Origin of the sequence: Aquisphaera insulae (assembly GCF_011064615.1) — a bacterium.
GTDB lineage: Bacteria > Planctomycetota > Planctomycetia > Isosphaerales > Isosphaeraceae > Aquisphaera > Aquisphaera insulae.
Genome location: NZ_JAALJH010000099.1, coordinates 1 through 23,325, shown reverse-complemented (window position 1 = coordinate 23,325; position 23,325 = coordinate 1). Strand labels below are relative to the sequence as shown.

General features: G+C 66.3%; 8 protein-coding genes. 7 read left to right on the top strand and 1 reads right to left on the bottom strand.

Annotated elements, in window-relative coordinates; genetic code table 11:
- Positions 1-225: 225 nt before the first annotated feature.
- The 6 genes from G6O54_RS31630 (at position 226) to G6O54_RS31605 (ending at position 7,860) form a co-directional block, all read left to right on the top strand.
- Positions 226-825 carry a LemA family protein gene (locus G6O54_RS31630; protein WP_165232969.1) on the top strand — a complete coding sequence of 200 codons (600 nt, stop codon included), beginning with the start codon at positions 226-228 and terminating at the stop codon, positions 823-825.
- A gap of 44 nt (positions 826-869) precedes the next feature.
- Entirely contained in the window at positions 870-2,660 is a 1,791-nt protein-coding gene (locus tag G6O54_RS31625) for a DUF2207 domain-containing protein (RefSeq protein WP_165232966.1), read from the top strand.
- 145 nt (positions 2,661-2,805) lie between these two features.
- Positions 2,806-4,380: a sialate O-acetylesterase gene (locus G6O54_RS31620; RefSeq protein WP_165232963.1), complete on the top strand. Its 1,575-nt coding sequence runs from the start codon at positions 2,806-2,808 to the stop codon at positions 4,378-4,380.
- A 281-nt stretch (positions 4,381-4,661) separates the two neighbouring features.
- The gene (locus G6O54_RS31615) at positions 4,662-5,771 is read left to right on the top strand and encodes a WD40 repeat domain-containing protein (protein ID WP_165232959.1); all 1,110 of its coding nucleotides are present in this window, start codon (positions 4,662-4,664) and stop codon (positions 5,769-5,771) included.
- Between the two features lie 113 nt (positions 5,772-5,884).
- Entirely contained in the window at positions 5,885-6,364 is a 480-nt protein-coding gene (locus tag G6O54_RS31610; protein ID WP_165232956.1) for a flavin reductase family protein, read from the top strand.
- A 23-nt stretch (positions 6,365-6,387) separates the two neighbouring features.
- Positions 6,388-7,860 carry an MFS transporter gene (locus tag G6O54_RS31605; protein ID WP_165232953.1) on the top strand — a complete coding sequence of 491 codons (1,473 nt, stop codon included), beginning with the start codon at positions 6,388-6,390 and terminating at the stop codon, positions 7,858-7,860.
- A 75-nt stretch (positions 7,861-7,935) separates the two neighbouring features.
- On the opposite strand, the gene G6O54_RS31600 is transcribed toward G6O54_RS31605, so the two are convergent.
- Positions 7,936-8,313, bottom strand: coding sequence for a helix-turn-helix domain-containing protein (locus tag G6O54_RS31600; protein WP_165232950.1), 378 nt, complete (start codon positions 8,311-8,313; stop codon positions 7,936-7,938).
- Positions 8,314-9,732: 1,419 nt separating this feature from the next.
- Between G6O54_RS31600 and G6O54_RS31595 the strand changes: the two genes are divergently transcribed.
- On the top strand, positions 9,733-23,325 hold a 13,593-nt coding region (locus G6O54_RS31595), incomplete at its 3' end, for a CARDB domain-containing protein (protein WP_205679100.1).

Genomic DNA, 23,325 nt, shown 5'->3' with positions numbered 1-23,325 from the left:
GCGCCCGTCGGCCTCGGTTGGCGAAACGGGTTCGCCCCTCGAGATCCCTCGCCGACCTCCTCGAAATCCGGACACGTACAACGTCCCGCCCTGAGCCGGCTCCGGCGGGGGTGCGGCCTGACATCCCTCGCCTCGCACGCCCCTTTTGCCCGCCGAGCGCTCTCGTGTAGACTGCTTGACGCGGGCGGGGCGACCATCACGCCGGGCGAAGGGGAGGGGGAGCTCGTGTTCTGGTGGATTCTCGGCGGCGTGATCGCGCTGACGCTCTTCTACGTCGCGTGGACTTATAATCGCCTGGTCGGCCTCAGCAAGCGGGCCGACGGGGCCTGGAGCGACATCGACGTCCAGCTCAAGCGGCGGTGGGACCTGGTCCCGGCGCTCGTGGAGGCCGTGAAGGGCTACGCCCGGCACGAGTCGAGCACGCTGGAGAGCGTGGTCGACTCGCGGACGAGGGCCACGCAGGCGGCGTCGGTCCCCCAGCGCGGGGACACGGAGCGGAACCTCTCGTCGGCCGTCGGCCGGCTCTTCGCGGTGGCGGAGGCCTATCCCGACCTGAAGGCCAGCCGGAGCTTCCAGGAGCTGCAATCGTCGCTCGTGGAGATCGAGGACAACGTCCAGTACGCCCGCCGGTATTACAATGCGGTGATCCGGGACCTGAACACGCTGGTCCAGGGCTTCCCGTCGAACCTGGTGGCCTCGGCGATGGGCTTCGGCGAGCGGCCCTATTTCCAGCTCGACGACGCGGAGCGGGCGGCGCCGAAGGTGGACTTCGCCCCCCCCGCCGCCGCGAGCGCGGCGGCCGAGTCGAAGCCCGGCACCCCCTGACGCGAGGCCGGCCCCGAGGGTCGACGAGAGGAGACACGACGACCGTGAGACGGTTCCCCGCACCGGCGATGCTCCTGGGGATCACCTGGCTCCTCGCCTGCGCCTCGGCCCCGAACCCGGCGCGCGCGGACAGCGGCTGGCTGATCCGCTCCTTCGAGGCGGACATGAACATCCGCCCGGACGCCACCGTCGACGTCACCGAGACGATCGAGGCCGATTTCCAGGTCGCCAAGCACGGAATCCTCCGCGAGATCCCCGTCCGCTACGCCGTGGCGATGCACGAGTACGACCTGCGGGTCCGGCTGCTCGGGGTGGACGACGGCGCGGGGCATGACTACCAGACCTCGGTCTCCCATCAGGACAACCTGATGAAGATCCGGATCGGCAGCCCGGAGTACGTGGTCCGGGGGCTCAATCGCTACCGGATCCGCTACCGGGTGGAGCGGGCGATCCTCTGGGAGGGGAACCACGCCTGGCAGGACGGGAACTTCGCGGTCCTCCGCTGGAATGCCACCGGGACGGAGTGGGAGGTCCCCATCGAGGTGACCCGCGTGCTCGTGCACCTGCCCCGGGAGCTCAACGACTTCGAATCCGATTCCGATGCCTGGACCGGCTCCTACGGGATGAAGGGGGGCAAGGACTTCCAGAAGCGGATGGTGGACGCGCGGACGATCGAGTTCTCGACCGGCCGACTCCGGCCTCGGGAGGGGATCACCGTCGCGATCACGATGCCGTCGGACGCCGTCGCCCGCCCCGGCCGCTGGAAGGAGTTCACCTGGTGGCTCACGGACAACTTCCCCTACGCGGTGTTCCCGCTCACGCTGGCCGCCTGCTTCCTCGCCTGGTTCTTCCGCGGCAGAGACCTGGCCGGCATGGGGACCGTCGTCGTCAACTATGACGCCCCCGACGGCCTCCGCCCGGCCGAGGTCGGCACGCTCATCGACGAGAAGGTGGACCTCCGGGACATCTCCGCCACGATCGTCGACCTGGCCGTCCGCGGGTATCTCAAGATCGAGGAGCAGAAGTCCGGCTCGTGGTTCTCCACGGGGGGCGACTACCGGTTCCTCAAGAAGAAGCCGGCCGACGGCCTGAAGGGCTTCGAGCGGCTGCTCTACAACAAGATCTTCGAGGGCGGGGACGACGTGCTCCTGAGCGACCTGCGCGAGAAGTTCTACCCCGTCCTGGCCCGCGTCAAGGGGGAGCTCTACGGCGGCCTGAGCCGGGACCGCTACTTCGACGGCAACCCGGAGACCGTCCGGGGCGCCTCGCTCGGGCTGGGGATCTTCCTGCTCCTGGCCGTGCTGGCGGCCGCGGCGGTGATCCAGCTCGCGCTCGTCGGCCGGGTCTTCCCGGTGCCGCTGATCATCGCGGGGGTCCTCTCGTTCCTGACGATCCTGGTCACCAGCCGGGTGATGCCCCGGCGGACCAAGAAGGGGCGGATCGCCTGGGAGAAGATCGCCGGCTTGCAGGAGTACATCCGCCGGGCGGAGGTGGACGACATCCGCGAGCAGGAGCGCCAGGGGATCTTCGAGCGCCTGCTCCCCTACGCGATCGTCTTCGGCCTCTCGAAGCGGTGGGGCAAGGCGTTCGAGCACCTGTACCTCCAGCCCCCGGACTGGTATCAGCCGGCGCGGCCGATGGACTTCTCCACCTGGATGCTGATCAACGACCTGGACCGCTCCATCTACATGATGAACCAGACGTTCCCCACCCAGCCGCGGATCGAGATCGACTCCGGGGGCCGGGGCGGCGGCTACGACTGGTCGAGCGGCGGCTTCGGCGGCGGCGGATCCAGCGGCGGCGGCTTCGGCGGCGGCGGCGGCTCGTCGTGGTGAGCCGTCCCGAGCGACCAGCCCCTTGGGGGGCGCCCGCGCATGCCCTAGACTGAGGGGGTCTCGCCCGGCCGGGCGGGCCGGCTCCGTGCGGCCGGCCGGCGGCTCCGGGCCTGGTCCTTCCTTTCAATCAGGGAGTCTCGATCCGATGCGACGTATTGCGACGCCGGGCCGGTCCGCGCCCGCGGCGGCCCTGCTGGCGGCGGCGGCCGTGCTGGCGATGGCCCCGGCCCCGGCGCGGGCCGACGTGAAGCTGCCGGCGATCTTCGGCGACCACATGGTCCTCCAGCGCGGCCAGGCCGACCGGATCTGGGGCTGGGCCGATCCCGGCGAGGAGGTCACCGTCGGCGTCTCGCCGGGAGACCAGTCCAAGTCCGCGAAGGCCGGCGCCGACGGCAAGTGGGAGGTGAGCCTCGACGCCCTGGAGACCGGCGGCCCGTACACGATCACGATCAAGGGGAAGAACACGGTCACCCTCAGCGACGTCCTCTCCGGCGAGGTCTGGATCTGCTCCGGCCAGTCGAACATGCAGTGGAACGTCGGCAGCGCCAACGACGCCGACCTGGAGATCCGGTCGGCGAAGTTCCCGGGCATCCGGCTGATCACCGTGCCCAACAAGGGGACGCAGGAGCCGCAGAAGGACTTCCAGGGCAAGTGGGCGGTCTGCACGCCGGAGACCGTCGGCGGGTTCTCGGCCGTCGGCTACTTCTTCGGCCGCCAGATCCACCAGACCCTGGGCGTGCCGGTGGGCCTGATCAACGACGCCTGGGGCGGCTCCGCCTGCGAGGCGTGGATCCCCCGCGAGAAGCTCGCCGCCGACCCGCAGTACAAGCCGCTGCTGGACCACTGGGCCGGGATCGAGGCCAACTACCCGCAGGCGAAGAAGGCCCACCAGGACTGGCAGGCCGCCCGCGACAAGGCGAAGGCCGAGGGCAAGCCCGAGCCCAAGGAGCCGATGAACCCGGACCAACTGATGCACGGCAACTTCCGCCCCGGGAACATCTACAACGGCGCCCTGCTGCCCACGATCGGCTACGGGATCCGCGGCGCGATCTGGTATCAGGGCGAGTCCAACTCCGGCCGGGCCTACCAGTACCGCCACATGTTCCCGCTCATGATCGAGACCTGGCGCGACCTCTGGGGCCAGGGGGACTTCTCGTTCTACTGGGTCCAGCTCGCCGACTTCATGGGCGAGAAGGCCGATCCGTCCGAGAGCGGCTGGGCGGAGCTCCGCGAGGCCCAGACGATGACCCTGAAGCTCCCCCACACCGGCGAGGCCGTGATCATCGACCTGGGCGAGGGCAAGGACATCCACCCGCGGAACAAGCAGGACGTCGCCAAGCGGCTGGCCCGGTGGGCGCTCGCGAAGGACTACGGGATCCGCGTCCCCTGCCAGAGCCCGACCTACCGGTCGACGAAGGTGGAAGGCCGCAAGGCCGTCCTCACCTTCGACCACGTTGACGGCGGCTTCCGGCCCTTCGACGTGGACGAGCCGCGGGGATTCGCCGTCGCCGGGGCCGACCGCAAGTTCGTCAAGGCGCAGGCGCGGATCACGGGGCCGGACACGATCGAGGTCTGGGCCGACGCCGTCTCCGAGCCCGCCGCCGTTCGCTACGCCTGGGCCGACAACCCGGTCTGCAACCTGTACAGCCAGGTGGGCCTGCCGCTGACCCCGTTCCGCACCGACGACTGGCCGGGCGTGACGGCCAACAACTCGCACTGAGGCGGCGGATTCCGAGGCCGCCCGCGGCGCCGATGACGCTCCAGGACATCGGCAAGGCACGACGGCCCTCCTCGGGACCACCGGGCGAGGGCCGTCGGCTTTCGAAGGCTCGCCTTGACGAGAATCGGGCGAGGTGCGATCAAGAGCCCTGGATCATTCGATCGATAAGGAAATGCGGGCGCGGGGGGGCTCACCGCTTCACGACGGCCGACGATGACCTAGAATTGAATGAGGCGGGGGACGAAGTCCACAGTCCCACCAGCTCAAGGAAGGGGCATCTCATGCTGCGTCATGCTCCGGATGGTCGCGCCGTCTCGGCCGACTTCGGATCGGGATCCCGAGGAGGGGCGACGTCGAGGCGCAGGCGAAGGCCGTGGGCCTCGCTACCATCCCCCGTGCTGGCGGTCCTGGTGCTGGTCTTCGTGGTGCTCCCCCTGGTCTGGCCGGAGACCGAAGACGCGACGGCGCCCCCCCCGGGCCGGGGCGCTTTCAGCCTGGGCGCCGACGTGACCTCGGTGGCGGTATCGCCCGACTCCCTCCGGGTTGCGGCGACGGGGCGGGACCGATCGATCACGGTCTGGCAGAAGGCCGAGGGGCCGGAGTGGGCCAGCAGGGAGCTGCCCGAGCACAAGCCGACGGGCTCTCGCTGCCTGGTCGTCGCGCCGGACGGACGGAGGCTCGCCGCCGGCAACGTGGACGGGACGATCTCCCTGTGGGACATGAGCACGGGCGCGAACCTCGCCTCGCTGAAGGGGGGCGAGGAGATGGTCCTGGCGATGGCCCTCTCACCCGACGGGAAGCGGATCGCCGCCGCCGGCGGTGACGGGCGAGTCCGGGTCTGGGACCTGGACACCGGCCAGCCGGAGGCCTCGCTCGACGTCCGCGACCGGCCGGTCACCTCGCTGGCCTTCGGGCCGGACGGGCGGAGCCTCGCGTGCGGGTGCGAGGACGGCGCGGTTCGCATCTGGGATGTCGGCCGGCCGACCGCCCCTCCGCTGACCCTCGCCACGTCTCCTGAGGTCGTCCTGGCCGTGGCCTTCTCCCCCGACGGCCGGACCGTGGCCGCGTCCTCGCTCTGCACCCACGGCGTCCAGGTCTGGAACCTCCCCGACGGGCGGAACCGCGGCTTCCTCAGGACCGGGAGCTTCACCGCAACCTGCCTGGGATTCGAGGCCGACGGCAACCACCTGCTGGTGGGCGAGGATGACGGCAAGCTGAGCATCTGGAATACCCTCACCCTCTCGCGGGTCACCGAGTTCCAGGCCCACTCCGGCTGGGTCAAGGCCCTCGCCCTGTCGCAGGGCTCGTCCGGCTTCGTCACCGGGGGCAACGACGGCCTCGTCCGGCGCTGGGACCTCGGGGAGATCCTCGTCGGCAGCATCCGCCGCTGAGGCCGGACGGGACGCCACGTCGGCCCGGCTCGACTCGGATCGCGGAGGCGATCGGAGATCGTGTACAATCCACGAGCCGACCGACCGACCCCGACCCGCGAGGCATGCACCCGATGGCATTCGACCCGGCCCGCCAGCGCAAGATCATGGGACATTTCGCGACCGGCGTCACCGTGGTGACGACCGGCGGCCCGGCGGGGCCGCACGGGCTGACGGCCAATGCCGTGGCCTCGCTCTCGCTCGATCCGCCGCTGGTGCTGGTCGCCGTGGATAAGAGGGCCCACTCGCTGGACTTCCTCCAGGCCAACCGCTGCTTCGCCGTGAACATCCTCACGCTCGAGCAGGAGGACGTCTCGCGGCGGTTCGCCACCCCCGGCCCGAAGGACTTCGAGGGCCTGTCCCTCCTGCCGGGGGTCACCGGGGCCCCCATCCTGGCCGGCAGCCTCGCCTACCTGGACTGCCGGGTGACCGAGGTCCTCCCCGGCGGCGATCACTTCATCTTCGTCGGCGAGATCGTCGGCGGCGAGCACCACGGCGGCGAGCCCTTGCTCTACTACGCCGGCAAGTACCGCCGGATGACCGATCCCGACTGATGTCACGGATGGGATGGGCCGCGATGACGCGCACCGAGACGACCGCGGGCGACCCGCCGAGCCGCCGCGGGTGGGATGAACTGACTCGCGCGCACGTTTGGATCCTCGCCGCCGCCGCGCTCGGCTGGCTGTTCGACGCCATGGACCAGCGGATCTTCGTCGTGGCGCGGACCCCCGCGCTGCGGGGCCTGCTGCCGGGGCTCGAGGCGGGGCAGCTCCCCACCTACGCCTTCTGGTCCACCGGGTACTTCATCGCGGGTTGGGCCACCGGGGGGCTGGTCTTTGGGCTCCTCGGCGATCGCTACGGCCGGGTCCGGACGATGACCTGGACGATCGTGCTCTACAGCGCCTTCACCGCGCTCTCGGGGCTCGCCCGCTCGTGGCCGGAGTTCGCCTTCTATCGATTCCTCTGCGGCATGGGCATCGGCGGCGAATACGCCGCGGGGGTGGCCCTCGTCGCCGAGGCCATGCCCGCGCGGGCCCGGCCCTTCACGCTCGGCCTGGTCCAGGCGGCTTCCTCCATCGGCGCGATGATCGGCTCCGGCCTGTCGCTCCTGGTCGGCCCGCAGGGGGCGGTCGGCGGGATCGCCGGCTGGCGGATCCTGTTCCTCTTCGGCGCGATCCCCAGCCTGCTGGTCATCCTGATCCGCTCCCGCGTCCCGGAGCCGAACCGCTGGGTCCGCGCCCGCGACCGGGCGAGGGAAGAAGCGTCCGACGGGTCTCCATCCCCGCCCGGATCCGAGCTCCGGCTGGGAGACATCCGGGCGATCTTCCGCGACCCGATCCTGAGGCGCCGGACGCTCGTGGGGATGACCCTGGGCATGGTCGGCCAGATCGGCCTCTGGAGCATCGGCCTGTTCACGCCGGAGCTCGTCCGCGCCGGGATGCTGGCCGAGCGGCGGCAGGCCGCGGCCGTCGCGGGGACGCCGGCCCGGGACCTGGACGCGCTGGCCCGCGCATCGGCCGCCACGCCCGAGGAGGCCGCGGCGCTCTCGACCTCATGGAAGCAGGCCGACGACCGGCTCGTGGGCTGGGGGACGATGTTGCAGGACGTCGGCTCGTTCCTGGGGGCGCCCCTCTGCACGTTCGTGGCCGTCCGGTTCGGCCGGCGGAAGTCCTTCGCCCTGGCCTACTCGATGGCGATGGCCTCCGTCTGGATCGTCTTCGGGACTCTCTCGAGGGGCGCCGACGTCTACTGGATGCTGCCGCTGCTGGGATTCTGCACGTGCGGCATCTTCGGCGTGATCATCGTCTACCTGCCGGAGCTCTACCCGACGCGGCTCCGCACCACCGGGACGGGCTTCTGCTACAACATCGCCCGCTACATCACGGCCACCGGCCCGCTGGTGCTGGGCAGCCTGACGCACCTCTTCGCGGGCCTCGGCTACGCCACCCCCATCCGCCCCGCGGCCCTCTGCCTCAGCGTCATCTACGTCCTCGGCCTCCTCGTCGTCCCGTTCGCCCCGGAGACCCGCGGCCAGCCGCTGCCGGAGTGACCGACCATCGAAGCCGGCCCCGCCCGGCGACCACGCGAGCCGTCACCCGCGAAGCTGCAAATTGGACCTGCACCATCAGGCTTCCGGCCTCGTCCCGCCGTTGGCCTCCACAGGTCGGACGCGGTTGTTCCTGATCTCCGTATTGCGGAGGATGTCGTCCATGTACCGGGCGGCAATCGTCGGCACGGGTCGGGCACCCTGCTCCCACGTCCGGACCGTCTTGATGCTCGCGCCCAGGAACCGCGCCAGCAGGGATTGGCTGGCGTTCAGGGTCCGTCTCACCCTCTTGACGTCCTCGGCCACGTCGTGCGGCGTGGCAAGGTCCAGCGCCACCGTTCGGATCGTGTACCGCCAGGCGATCGGCTCCCCCGACTCCACAACCTCGCAGAACTCCGACATCCCCCGGGCCATCTCGGCGGCCAGCGGGGAGGTTCTTCTTGTCTTCGTCGGCATTGTCCTGCTTTACCTCCCGTTTCCAAGACCGCCTCCATCCAACCCAGCACCTCCGCGACAACCACGCATTCACGCCGTAATTCGTGCTCCCACAAGATTCCGTCGATTGATCTTCCATTCAGCTTAACCCTTTGGAGCACAATCAATTCGGTTCCATATCGCCGATCGAACCGGGATCGCCGACGAACGCCCATGTTTCCTTTTCTCAACATGCACGCGCTCCATTTGTCAGTTTCCTTCGATTCGCGTGCGGGATTTCTGCGCGGAAATCGCAGATGGGAATTGAGCGGGCCAGTCGTGAGTCTTCGCGGTTGAGTCCTGATCGGATCGGGTTTGTCGCCGGGGTTCGTTGAGTGCGGCTTCGTGATAAGGCGGTCGAGGTCCCCCGACGAGACTTGCGCCGGAGTTGGCGTGACGCGGGTCGATGCACGACCCGAAGACCGTGGTCCTCTCCGTTGAGTTGACATCAGGGTAAGGACGCATCCCATGAGCCTTTCGTCGCGTGGAAGTCGGTCGCGAATGGCATCGAAGTCGATCACGAAGTCCGGCCGGTCGGCACCACGCCGGCGCGCGGGACGACCGCGGGCACTGCCGTCTCTCGAGTCCCTGGAGTCGCGCCAGTTGCGGGCCGCCGAGTTGACGGAGAATAATGCCGCGCTCTGGAGCGTGTCCACGTCGAACGGGGCCGTCGCGGCACTTGTGGACGACTCGCAGAGCGTCCGTGTTGGGAGTTATTCCCTGCGGCTGGACACGCAGAACAGCCCCGACGTGGGTATGACGTATCAGGTCGATCCGGCGCATCCCTGGGATCTCAGCGATTCGAGCGCTCTCACTGCCTCTTTCTATGCGGCAGCTCCCGGCAGTTACACTCTCACGAGTCCTTGGTTCATCCTCAAGAGTGCCCAGGGAGAGGCTCGCTACCAGACGTCCTATAACCCATTCTATTTTGCACATAACGTGTGGAGTCCTGTCACCATCCCGCTAGAAGGAGGTTCGGGCTGGTCGCGAGTCGAGACGGGCACGTTCGACGTCGATGCTGTCACGAGCCTCGAAGTGCATACGGACACATCATCTAGCGGTATCACGTTCTGGATGGACGGCGTGTATTTTCAGCCATCGGCCAACACATCCCATCCTGCCGACGTGGCTGTTGCCGGTCTCACGGGCGCAGCCTCGGCGGCCCTCGGCGGGACGGCCAGTCTGACCTGGTCCGAATCGAACCCCACAGAGACCGTGGCGCAGGGGCCCTGGTTCGACGCCATCTACTTCTCGAAGGATGACACGCTGGATGCCACTGACATACTCTTAAACGCCGTGTACACCCAGGCATGGGAGCCACTTTTTAGCGACCAGACACGCACGCTGTCCCGCGAAGTCGCACTGCCTGTAGATTTGCCTGAGGGCCCGGGATACTTGCTCGTGGCCGCCGATTCGACTGCCGCCATCCGGGAGGCGGACGAGATCAACAATGTTGCCGCCTGGCCCATCGTGGTGACGCCGAAAGCGACGGCCGTCGCGCCGCTGCGTCCCGATCTCATCGTGACCGCGGCCACCGGCCCAGCGACCGTCGCATCGACCGACACCGTGATCCCCGTCACCTGGACGGTCCGCAACCAGGGGACAGCACCGACCCGACTTCCGTCGTGGACCGATGCAGTCTACTTTTCGATCGACGCGTCCTACCAATCGGGGGATACGCAACTCTGGAGCGGGACGATCGACAACGGCGTGCGGCTCGGGCCGGGCGAGAGCTACACGGTGACCCGGAACATCGTCCTCAGTACTCCGGTCTCCGCCCGCACGGCGCTACGGGGCGATGGCAACCTACTGTTCCGGTCGGATGTGTCGGCGGTTGTCGGCGACATCGACACGACAAACAACCTGATGGCCGTCCCGGTGACGTTCCCGGACGGGGTCGATCTCATCGTTCCCGACGCAACGGCGCCGGATGTTCTCTACCCAGGGATCGCGGCGACGGTCTCCTGGACCGTGAAGAATCAGGGCGTCGACTCGGCCTACAGCTCTTCATACGACGCCGTCTACCTCTCACCCGACGACATGCTCGATGTAGGGGACGTGCAGCTCTACCGCGCGTATGCCACGCGCTCCCTGCCACCTGGGACGTCGTACGCGACAGCGACGTCCGTCACGGTCCCCACCACCACGACGCCCGGGACGTGGTTTCTCCTGGTGAAGGCCAACGCGGGTACCTCCCCCGCGACCGACGGTTCCCAGTTCGAGACGGACAGGACGAACAATGTCCGGGCCGTCAAGATCGACATCGAGGTGGGGAATCTCGTCGTTGATGAGACTCGTACCCCCGCGACCGCCTCCCTCGGCATGGAACTCCCGGTGCAGTGGACGGTCCGAAACTCGGGGAGTTTCCCGACGGGCGGGTCTTGGACGGACCGAGTATACCTATCCTCCGACGGAACCCTGAGCCCTGATGACACACTCCTCTACACCGGAACGCAGACCGCAGTAATGCCGGTCAGGGATTGGTACGGCGAGTCGGCCATGGTGACGATGCCGACCACGGCGCCGACCGGCACTGCTTACCTGCTTTTCGCCACGGACGCCGACGGGACGCTCGCCGAGAGTGACGAGACCGACAACCTGCGTGCGGCCGCAATTTCCTTAACGGCCCCGGTGTCATCGCTTCCCGACTTGACCCCTGTCCTGGTCACCGCCCCCGATGTCGTGACAACCGTGAACGCTTTCAGCGTCTCTTGGCAGGTTCGAAATCAGGGCGGCAGCGACGCCTGGCCGGTCCGGTGGATCGATCGCGTTGTGCTGTCAGTGGACGAATTTGTCGATGCTGCCGACAGGACCTTGCGCGCCTCGAGCTCTGTCTCCCTCCCAACGGGAGATTCGGTATCTCGTTCATCTAGCTCCCTGAGCATACCTTCCGACGTTACACCCGGTTCCTACTATCTTCTGTTCGTCGCGGACGCCGCAAACAATCAGGCCGAGTCCGACGAGTCCAACAATGTGATCGCTTGGCCAGTGGTCATCACGGAAACCACGGACGGCCTGCCCGACCTCGTGGTCGAGTCGGCTTCGGCCCCCGCCCGCCTCATCCCGCACGAGTCCGTCACCCTGGTCGGCACGGTGAGGAATCTGGGCGGCCAGGCGAAAACACCTTCCTATTCCAGCGTCTACGACGCGGTCTACCTTTCGAGCAGTCCCAGGCTCGAGACGGGTAGCTACACCTACAAGCTGGGCCAGTCGTACGGCTTCAGCAGCCTGCCGCACGACGCCTCCTCGACGTTCTCGCTCAGCCTCGTCCTCCCCGAGTCGATCCCCGCCGGGACGATGTACTTGGTGTTCCAGGCGGATGCCACGTCCGTATGGACCGAATCGGATGAGGCGAACAATCTCCTGGCACTTCCGATCGTGGTCGAGTCGCTGGACCTCGACTTCTCGGTCTCGAGCGTGACGGCGCCCGCAAGCGCATCCGCAGGACAGGCCATTGATGTATCCTGGGTCGTCGGAAATGCCGGCCCGGATGCCTCGACGGCCGTGCAAACGACGTCCGTTTATCTCTCGACCGATTCCAACTATGATTCCTCGGACATTTTGCTTTCCGAGGTGAAGCGTGCAGTCCCCCTGGAAGGCTGGACAGTATCCACGAACATCACCCTTCCATCGATCGTGCCAGCGGGGACGAATTACCTGATCGTGGTCGCCGATCGCGAGGGAGCGTTCGGGGAACTCGACGAGACGAACAACACCCGGGCAGTGCCGATCACGCTCTCGGGGTCCGGCCCGGATCTCCGTGTCATCTCCGCCTCGTCCTCATACGTCGTCGTTCGAGGACAGGCCTTCTCCGTCCCCTACTCGGTGTCCAATGATGGCGATGGGTCCATGACCGTCACCAACTGGGTAGACACCCTGTACTATTCGACCGATGAGTTCCTCGACGCGGCCGACATCATCCTGGCCAATCAGTCCGTCAGCTCCAATCAACTCTTGTCGGCGGGCGGGAGTTACACGAGGAGCTTCTCGGCGACACCGAATAGCAGCGTAGCCAATGGCCCGGGTTTCCTGATCATCCGAACCGATCGGGGAAACTCCCAACGGGAGCTCGACGAGGCCAACAACACGTGGACCTTGCCGATCACGGTCCAGCCGGCCCTCGCGCCCGACTTGATCGTGACCTCCGCCATGGCACCCAACGCAGCCTCGCCCGGATCGACCGTCGCGATCAGCTACACCGTCAAGAACCAGGGGACGGCCGCGGTCACGGCATCCTACTGGTACGACACGATCTTCGTCTCGGATGACACGTACCTGGACTCGAGCGACCTGCCATTCGGATACTCATCCCATACGAACACGCCAGCACTGGCCGCGAACGGCAGCTACTCCGTCAGCCTCGACGCAAAGCTTTCCTCTTATGCATCCAGCGGCGCCAAGTATCTCCTTTTCGTCACTGATGTGTACGGCTACTACGAAAACGGATCCTATCGGGTCACCGACGACAACAGGGATAACAACCTCCTAGCCTTGCCGATCATGATCGCGGCCCCGAACCTGGAGATTACGGGCACCATCGCGCCGGCTGAGGCCGCCGTCGGAAGTCAGCCCACGGTTTCCTGGACAGTGCGCAACGCGGGCGAGGTTACAGCCACCACCAACTGGTCCGATCGGGTCTTCCTGTCCTACGACCCGGTCTACGATCCTTCGGATACCCAGGTCGCATCCTCGTACATCGATGCGCAGACACCCCTGGCGTCGGGTAACAGCTACACGATCAACACCACCATCGACCTGCGCGGCCAGATTGCTGCCGGCAACCGCTTCCTGATCTTCGTGGCCGATGCATCTGGCAATCAGGGCGAGGCCGATGAGACGGATAACTACAGAGTCGTCCCCATCCACCTGAAGGCCCCCGATCTTCAGGTCACTTACGTGACGGCGACTCCATCGACGATCGCCGCCGGCCAGGCGTTCGACGTGACCTGGACCGTCCGCAATTCCGGGGACGCCTCGGCCGAGGCCGACTGGTTGGACCAGCTCTCCGTTTACTGGCTCGATTCCTCCGGAAACGTTGTTTCCGGTGCCAGCAGCAACGTGAGCGTGACCGCGGAGACCCCGCTGGCACCGGGGGCTTCGTACACCCGGACAAGCCGGATCTCTGTCCCCGCGAGCATGATGACCTCCTCGTATTCCGTCGTCAGCAACCCTTACGGGTCGCGATTCTGGGTCGGCGTCAAGGCCGACGCGTATTCCGCCCAGTCTCAGAACAGTCGCGGCGATGACACACTGAGCACCGTGGTCTCCATCCGCTTCCCGGACCTGGTGGTCACCGATGCCGCAGCGCCGTCCTTCGCCGCCCCGGGGCAGACGATCTCGGTCTCGTGGACCGTCAAGAACCAGGGAACGGTCCCGGCGCTGGCCTCTTCTTGGTATGACTCGATCCTCCTGGCGACCTCGGCGTCGGACACCTACGGGACCCAGCTCACCGCGGTCAAGGTTAGCCGCACGACGGCCCTGGCGGCCGGTGCCGCCTACACCCTGAACGCGGAAGTCACGATCCCCGCCTCGGTCCCGGCCGGGACGCGATACCTCCGTTTCGTGACGGATTCGGACTATTATACCGACCAGAGCGAGACCAACGAGTCGAACAACGCCCTGGTCCTCCCCATCGAGATTTCGGCCGTGGACCTCGTCGTGACGGGCGTGACCGTCCCCCCGGAAGTGACGGCCGGGGAAACGGTCACCGTCTCGTGGACGGTCACCAACCGGGGGACCACCGACGCCACCGCCGACTGGAATGACTACGTCTACATCGCGCCCGACACAAACCCCGCGAATATCCATCGCTACAACTACATCGCGGTGGAATCGATCACGGCCCAGACACCCCTGGCACCGGGAGCCAGTTACACGGTCACGCGAAACGTTACGATACCTGCGGCGTTCGCGGCTGGTTCGTGGTATCTCGTCGTCGTCGCGGACGACCCCTATTACGGCGGTCGCCAGGGCGAGACAAATGAGAACAATAACTCCGGCGCGTCAACCCTCGCTATCCGGACCCCGGACCTGACCATCGCCGCTTCGGCCGTCGATGCGGCACCGGCGGGCGACGTCATCGACGTCTCGTGGACGGTCACCAATCAAGGCTCGGTCGCGGCGCTGGCCCCGCGCTGGTACGACCGGGTCTATCTGTCGGCCGACGCGGCCTTCGACTACACCGACACGCTCCTCGTCGAGCGTCGCCACGATGGGGGCTCTCTGGCCCAGGGAGACGGGTATTCCGTCGAGGCCCAACTCTCCGTGCCGCAGGTCGGCGCGGGCTCCTACTACCTGATCTTCCGCGCCGACGGCGACGCGTCCCAGGGGGACATCGACCGTTCCAACAACCTCACGGCCCTGCCATTCGAGGTCACGGTGACCGACCTGGTCCTCACCGCCGCGACCGCGCCAGACGCCGCGGCGGCGGGGGCCTCGATTGACGTCACGTGGTCGGTCGAGAACCGCGGCGAGACCCCGGCCATCGCCGATTGGTACGACCGGGTCTACCTCTCCTCCGACGACACCTTCGATGCTAACGACCTGCTCCTCGTCTCGGAATCGACCGCCGACCGAACTCCGCTGGAGCCTGGCCTGGGCTACGAGATCGACCGGACGCTCGACCTGCCGGCTATCGATCCCGGTACATACTACTTGATCTTCGTCGTCGATCAGGGGAACCGCCTGCGCGAGACCGACGAGTCCAATAATACGGCGGCCCTTGCCCTCACGATCCAGTCGCCGGACCTGGAAGTCACGGCCCTCTCCGCGCCCGCATACGGGTACCCCGGGGAGTCGTTCGAGCTGACCTGGACCGTCGCCAACTCGGGCAACGTCGACGCGACCGGGGCCTGGTCCGACGCCATCTACCTGTCCGATGACGCAATCCTCGGCGGCGACCTCCTGATCGGCACCGTCATGTTCACCGGGACGATTCCGGCCGGCGGGTCGATCACCCGGGTCGAGTCGGTCCCCTTGCCCCTGTCGCTCCAAGGAACCTTCCACGTCGTCGTTCGCGTCAACGCGGACGGAGCCCTCGGCGAGTTCCAACGGGGCAACAACGCCGTCATGGCGGACGGCTCGCTCGTGATCACGACGCCGGATCTCATCGTCTCCGGCGCCGAGGTCCCTGCCGCCGCGGACTTCGGATCGATCGTGCCCATCTCCTGGACCGTGACGAACCGGGGCGAAACGCCCGCCGCCGCCGACTGGCGCGACCGGATCTACCTGTCCGAGGACGCGACCCTCGACAGCAGCGACATCCTGCTGCTGGACGACTCCGCCGCCGACCGGCCCCCCGTGCCCGCCGGCGGGAGCTACACCGTGAACCGCTCGATCAGCGTACCCTGGTTCCGCCCGGGCGATCGGTACATCCTCGTCGCGACGGACGCCACCAACGTCCAGCTCGAGACCGACGACGCGAACAACGTGCTCGCCCTGCCGATCCACATCCGCGCGCTCAACCTGGCGGTCGACGGCATCACCGCCCCGGCTCGGGCCGCCTCCGGAGACCGCATCGCCGTCACCTGGATCGTGACCAATCGGGGAGATGTGGATGCATCCGGATCTTGGTCAGATCGGGTCTTCCTCTCCACCGACGCCGCCATCGGCGGCGATATCTCCCTGGGCTCATTCGACTTCACCGGGGCGATCGCGGCCGGCGGCTCGGCCACTCGGACACAGGTCGTCACCCTTCCCCTGACGCTCTCCGGGACTTTCCACATCGTCGTCAGGGCCAACGCGGATTCTCGGCTCTCCGAATTCGACCACGAGGACAACGCGGCCATCGCGCCCTCGACCCTCACGGTCACCCTCACACCCTTCCCGAACCTGGTCGTCGCCGGGGTGACGGCGCCGGCCTCGGCCTTCTCCGGCCAGTCCACGGTCGTCGAGTGGACGGTCACGAACACCGGGACCGGCGCGACCAGCGCGCCACTCTGGCGGGATGCGGTTTACCTTTCGACCGACAACAAGCTCGACAGCTCGGACGTCTTCCTGGGCCGGGCCGACAACCCGAGCTACCTGAATGCGGGGGACAGCTACGTCAATAGCCTGGCCATCACACTCCCCCGGGGCATCGACGGCAACTACTACTTCCTGGTCCGGGCCGACGACCAGGATGCGGTCTTCGAGTTCCAGGGCGAGGGGGACAATGTCACCCCCGGCGCGGTCACGAAGGTGAACCTGACGCCTCCGCCCGACCTGCGGGTGACGTCCGTGAAGGCCCCGGCCGCCACCTTCTCCGGACAACCGATGCAGGTGACGTGGACGGTCGCCAATGCCGGCGAAGGGCCGACGACCCCGGCCGAGGCCGCCTGGTACGACACCCTCTACCTCTCCGCCAACGACACCCTGGACGCCAGCGACGCCACCCTCGGCCGGTATCGCCGCGAGGGGGGGCTCGCCTCGGGCGCATCTTACTCTCGAACCGAGTCCGTCACGCTCCCGGTCGGGATCTCGGGGGGCTACTACGTCTTCGTCCGCACCGATTCCGCGAGCGAGGTCTACGAGCACGCCTTCGAGGGGAACAATGTCGGCCGCGAGGCCGATCCGACCACGGTCAACCTGACCCCGCCTCCCGACCTCGAGGTCGAAATGGTGGACGCCCCGGACACCGGCCGCGCCGGGACGCCGATCGCGATCACCTACCGCGTGGCCAACAACGGCTCGTCCGCGGTCCCGAACAGCGCGTGGACGGACTCCATCTACCTGTCCGCGGACACGACCCTCGACGCCAACGACCTGCTGCTCGGCTCGCGGACCCAGTGGAATCCTGACGACCACCTGTACTCGTCCACGGGCGAGGGCCTCTCCACGCTCGGCTCGAATCCGTCCTACACGGCGACGGCCGTCTTCACCATCCCCAATGGGCTCTCCGGCACCTTCTACGCCATCGTCCACGCCGACAGCGGCAACGCCGTCTTCGAGCTCGACGACACCAACAACGTCGGCTTCGACGCCGGCCCGATCACGATCGTCTCCCGGCCCGCCGACCTCGTGGTCACAACGGTCGCAGCCCCCGCGGCGGTGGCGGCCGGCGGCTCCGCCCGGGTCTCCTGGACGGTCTCCAACTCCGGCGTCGGCGACACCATCCGCACCTCATGGATCGACCGCGTCTACCTTTCGGACGACGCCACCCTCGATGGTAACGACGCCCTGCTCGGCTCGTTCACCCACACCGGGCTCCTGGACTCTGGCCTGTCCTACAGCCGGGACGAGCTCGTGCCGATCCCCTACGACCGGACCGGCTCCCAGTATCTGTTCGTCGTCACCGACGCCGTGGGGGACGTCTATGAGGGCGAGGCGGACGGCAACAACACCTCCGCGGCCCGTGCGGTCGCCATCGCCCGACAGACGCCCGACCTCACGGTCACGGAGGTCTCGGCCCCCACCACGGCGGCCTCTGGTGCCCCCCTGCACGTCGGCTGGACGGTGCGAAACGTCGGCGGTGGCGCGACGAACGCGACCTGGTGGGAGGATGCGGTTTATCTCTCCGCGGATAGCTCGCTCGATGCCGGCGACCTGCTCCTGGGGAGCGTCACGCACGCGGGGATCCTGAGTGGTCTCACCGACTACACGGCGTCCCGCGATTTCACGCTCCCCATCGACGTGTCCGGCCCCTATCACGTCCTGGTCGCGACCGATTCGGGCGCCCGCGTGATCGAGTCGGACGACGCCAACAACGCCGGCGCGTCGACGATCGCCACCACGGTGTCCCTGAGCCCCGTCCCCGACCTGGTCGTCGACGCGGTCGATGCCCCGGCGGAGACGGTCAGCGGCCAGTCTTTCAGCGCGTCCTGGACGGTCCGGAACGCCGGCGGGGCCAGTGCTTCAGGTACGGCCTGGGACGATGCGGTCTACCTCTCGCGGGACCAGGTCTTCGACCGGTCGACCGACGTCTATCTCGGCTACGCCCGAAGGTCCGACCCGCTAGCGGCCGGCGCCTCGTACACGGTCACGCAGACGTTCACGGTGCCCCGGGGACTGAGCGGGCTCTTCTACGTCTTCGTCGCGGCCGACAGCGGCGGCCGGATCTACGAGCGGTCCGGCGAGTCGAACAACACCGGCTATGACGGCATCGCCACCCAGGTGACCCTCGCCCCGCCGGCCGACCTGGTCGTCGGCACCATCACGGTCCCGGCCAACGGTGTGGTCGGCGCCAGTGCCACGATCACGTTCACGGTCCACAACCAGGGCACCGACGCGGCCATCGGCCGCTGGTATGATTCGGTCTACATCTCCGCCAATGAAACCTGGGACATCGGCGACCCGCTCTTCGCCCGCGTCGAACACGTCGGCGACCTCGCCGGCGGCCAGTCCTACACCGTCAATGCCACCGCCAGCCTCCCGGGCGTCGTCCCCGGCGACTACCACGTCATCATCCGCTCCGACATCCGCAACCACGTCGCCGAGAGCAACGAGGCCAACAACATCGGGGCGTCCATCGATCAGGTCTCGCTTGACGTCGAGCTGCTCCCCCTGAAGACGCCCCATGCGGGCACCCTGGCTCAGGGACAGTCAGTATACTATCGTGTCGAGAACGTCCCAGCAGGAGAGACGCTCCTGATCAATTTCGACAGTGCTTCGGCAGGGGCATTCAACGAGGTCTACGTCCGCTACGGCGATCTCCCGACCCGGGGCAACTTCGACTTTGCGTACACTACACCTTTTTCGGCCGATCAGAAGATCATCGTCCCGGTCACCAAAGCCGGCTCCTACTACGTTCTCGCCTATGGAGACAGCGTTCCAACAGGTCCCGCCAGCTACACAATCGAGTCCGACATCCTCGATTTCACAGTGCTGAATGAGTCCTTCGGTAAAGGCGGAACCGCAGGCAACCTCACACTCGAGGTTCTGGGGGCCAAATTCGACCGTTCGGTCTCGGCGGCGCTGCGAGACGATGCCGGGCGCGAGACTGCGGCGAATACGTACTATTTCGCAGATCCGAGCCGTTTTTACCCCACCTTCGACCTGACGGCGACACCTCCTGGATTCTATGACATCGTGGTTCGAAACGCCTCCGGACAGGTCTCGACTGTCAGACATGGCCTTGAAGTTGTAACGGCCCCATCGGGCCGCCTTGAGGCGAGGATTGAGTCACCTGGCAGCGTGCGTAGGGGCTCTGGGTACAGCTTCCGAGTGGTATGGGGCAACCCAACGCTCAATGACTTGCCCATTCCGTACCTGATCGTCGGCAATACGGTCCCATTCGGTGATACACCTTCAGACGCCGCTTCGCACGGGACTGCCTATCCATTCTGGGGAGTCGTCGACTCATCCGTTCCGGGCCTACTCTTGCCAGGCCAAGGTGGAAGTCGGACTTTCTTCGTTCCAGCCAGTGCTGCACCGGGAGACCATGACATCTTCGTCGACCTTCTCGGCGAGACATGGGACATTGGGCTCTTCCCGTGGGATTCTATCGAGGAGAGTTTGAGGCCAGAGGGCGTTAGTCAATCGGTTTTTGAGGCGGCATTCGAGAGGATGAAGGAGGTTATTGGGAATACTACCAGTGAAGTCGTCCGTGAGGCCGCGCGGAACATTCCTTTAATTGCTGACGCAACTCCCGCAACACCAATTGGGGTCCTCCTCCGGCCGTCACTCGAGCGGGCGCTTGCCGATGTTACTCCTTCCATCCGAGGCAATGTCCAGATCAAAGATCCAACCGTTCCCCTCCGCAGTTTCCGGGTCACTGCTACGAACACATCAGACAACACAAGTCTGACCTCAAACGTGCTTTCCGACGGATCCTATACGCTCTCCAACCTGCGGCCAGGCTCGTACATCATTCAACTCAACATCCCTGGAGCGGAAAATACATTCCCGTCCCCGGTCGTTATCGAGGCAAATGACCACCTCCAAGGCTTCGATATTCATATTGAGGGAAGCACCGTCTCCGGGGTCGTTCGAGGGAGCGCAAATGGACGGCTTGGAACCGCCATGATTGCTCTGTTCCAAGATGATTCGCCAGTCGCAGTACTCCCAACCTCGAGGAATGGCGACTTCGTGGCATATGGAATTCCCGACGGGATCTATACGGCGATCATCGCGGCCAGCGGCCATGCCAGGCGATCGTTGCCGGTCTCCGTTTCGGGAGGAGACGTTGCTCTCAACCTGACCTTATCCGTCGAATCCCGCATCGCCGCTTCTGTTGTGGACAAATTGGGGCGGCCCATCGACAGAGTTAGGGCGGAGCTACACCAGGTGACTGATCCGGACTTTCTCTCAGTGGAAATCGCCACGGATTCGGCCGGCCTCCTGAACTTCCAGGAACTCGCTGCGGGAACTTACACGCTACGGCTGAGCAAGTCCGGATTCTCGGACTTGACCCTCCATGACGTTCTTTTGGTCGAAGGGCAAACACTTGACCTCGGTGCAATCACGATGGAGGAGGGCGACGGCGGTCTGCTGGCTCAGTTCAGGCATTACGACATCTGGGAGCTTTCACTGCTCTTTTTCGCTGAGCAGACTGGAGGCCCCGTGGCGCTAGATCTTTACAGGAACTATGTTTCCGCACTCGCTCCACTTCCTAGAGCTTACCTTTCGGGCGCTGCGGTCGGCGAATTCCAGAAGCATGCAACCACGCAGTCCGTGCTCCACAGGATCGCCGACAATGCCACTCCCGTTATCGCCAAGCGAATCGAGCAGCAATACCCAGACGGTTTACCTTGCGATCACGAGGACATTACCCTTGTTTTCCCTCTCAATAGTCTTATCAGCGATTTCCGCGACCCAGTTGCCAAGCTACTTGCTTATACTTACGGCTCTATGCCGGACGTTGGAGATTACAAAGCCGCAAAGGACGCATGGAACTTCAACTTCCTGAGCTGGACGCTTCCCGGAACAATCGCTGGGGGAGTCGGGGAGTGGGGTGGGGCTGGAAGCGGTGGCCTGCCTGTTCAGGATGATGTTCGGTTGGTTGACGGACTGGTTCGAGTCACAATCCCGAAGGGTACAAATCAGGCTGAGCTCAACTTCTTATTCGACGTCGGCATCCTCGACGCCGTTGATTTCGATCCAGGAGATATCGCCGGTGGTCTTTTCTTGCTTGCCAGGATGCGTGAGCGTGCCGGAGATTATTGGGACCAGCCTTTCCAGGTCTCATTCTTGGACGCCACCATCTTCAGTCAAGTGAATGTCAAGACAGATCCGGACTGCGATCGCTGCAAGAGAGTTCCTCCTCCTGCGGACTGCGCCCGTGTTCCTCGGCCGCCCTCATCCGACCCAAATGAGATTGTCGGGCCCGATGGATTCGGGGCAGGAGCATGGATTAATACCAATCAAGCACTTGGATATACCATCCGTTTCGAGAACGACCCGGTCGTGGCGAAGGCACCGGCTCAGATTGTTCGCATTACGCAAAGCCTCGATCCCGGTCTCGACGCTCGCACGTTCCGCGTGGGCGACTTCGGCTTCGGCTCCATTTTCGTGGACGTCCCCGACAACCGAGCCTTCTATACCGACCGGCTCGACCTGACCGGGTCGCTGGGCGTCTACGTCGACGTCGTCGCCGGGATCAACGTCGGTACGGGCGAAGCGTTCTGGGAGTTCACCGCGATCGACCCGGCCACCGGCGAGGTGCCCATCGAAGCCCTGCTCGGTTTCCTGCCGCCGAACCTCGACGGCGTGCAGGGTCAGGGATTCGTCACCTACTCGGTGCGGCCCAAGGCCACCGCCCAAACTGGTGACGTCATCGACGCGGTGGCCACCATCATCTTCGACACCAACCCGCCCATCGACACTCCGGCGATCTTCAACACCCTCGATGCCGACGTCCCCACGAGCTCCGTCGCGGCCCTGCCCGCCAGCGACGAGGACGGGACGTTCAACGTCCAGTGGTCCGGCATCGACCCCGCCGGCTCCGGACTGGCGGACTATACGGTCTACACATCGGTCGACGGCGGGCCATTCCTGCCCTGGCTCGATCGGGTGGAGTACACGGAGGCGGAATACCGCGGGCTGCCGGGGCATACCTACGCCTTTTTCTCAATTGCCCGGGACAACGCGGGGAACGTGGAGGCGGCGCCGGGGGTTGCGGATGCGGTGACCCACGTGGACGGCGGACTCGATACGACGGCTCCTTCCAGCACGGTCAGCCCGCTGCCGGCGACCTCGACGACCGCTTCTTTCCTCGTCCAGTGGTCGGGCTCGGATGAGTTCGGCGGGAGCGGGATCGCGTCGTACGACGTGTTCGTCTCGGACGACGGGGCAGCCTACGAGAAATGGCTGTCCGCGACGACGACCACGCAGGCCACGTTCCAGGGCGTCGCCGGGCATACGTACCGATTCTACAGCGTCGCCACGGACGTCTCCGGCAATCGCGAGGATGCCCCCTCGACGCCGGACGCCACCACCACCGTGACCCTGCCCGACACCACTGCGCCGACCAGCTCGGTCGCGACGTTGCCGGCGACGACGACGATCCCATCGTTCCTCGTGAGCTGGTCGGGACAGGACGAGCCGGGCGGGTCCGGCCTGGCTTCATACGACGTGTTCGTCTCGATCGACGGCGGCACGTTCGAGGCCTGGCTCACGGGCACGGCCAGCACCTCCGCCACGTTCGCGGGAGCGTACGGGCATACCTACGCCTTCTACAGCGTGGCCACCGATCAGGCCGGAAATCGAGAGTCCACACCCGGAAACCAGGATGCCCAGACGACGGTGAAACTCGTCGACTCGATCGCCCCCACCAGCTCCGTCACCGCGCTGCCGGCGATCACCCGCGCGGAGTCGTTCCTGGTCGAGTGGTCCGGGCAGGACAATGCGGGGGGATCGGGGATCGCGGCGTATGACATCTTCGTCTCGGTGGATGGCGGGGCGTTCAGCCCGTGGCTCATCGGGACGACGAGCACCTCGGCGACGTACCTCGGGGCGCAGGGGCATGCGTATGGGTTCTATAGCGTGGCCACGGACCGGGCCGGGAACCGAGAGGCTTCGCCAGGGACGGCGGATGCCTCGACCCGGATCCCGGAGCTGGTGCCGCCGACCGTGAAGACG

Excerpts from the sequence above, each read along its gene's own strand:
- G6O54_RS31620 (WP_165232963.1), top strand. The coding sequence starts at position 2,806 with ATGCGACGTATTGCGACGCCGGGCCGGTCCGCGCCCGCGGCGGCCCTG.
- G6O54_RS31615 (WP_165232959.1), top strand. The coding sequence starts at position 4,662 with ATGCTGCGTCATGCTCCGGATGGTCGCGCCGTCTCGGCCGACTTCGGA.
- G6O54_RS31610 (WP_165232956.1), top strand. The coding sequence starts at position 5,885 with ATGGCATTCGACCCGGCCCGCCAGCGCAAGATCATGGGACATTTCGCG.
- G6O54_RS31605 (WP_165232953.1), top strand. The coding sequence starts at position 6,388 with ATGACGCGCACCGAGACGACCGCGGGCGACCCGCCGAGCCGCCGCGGG.
- G6O54_RS31600 (WP_165232950.1), bottom strand. The coding sequence starts at position 8,313 with ATGCCGACGAAGACAAGAAGAACCTCCCCGCTGGCCGCCGAGATGGCC.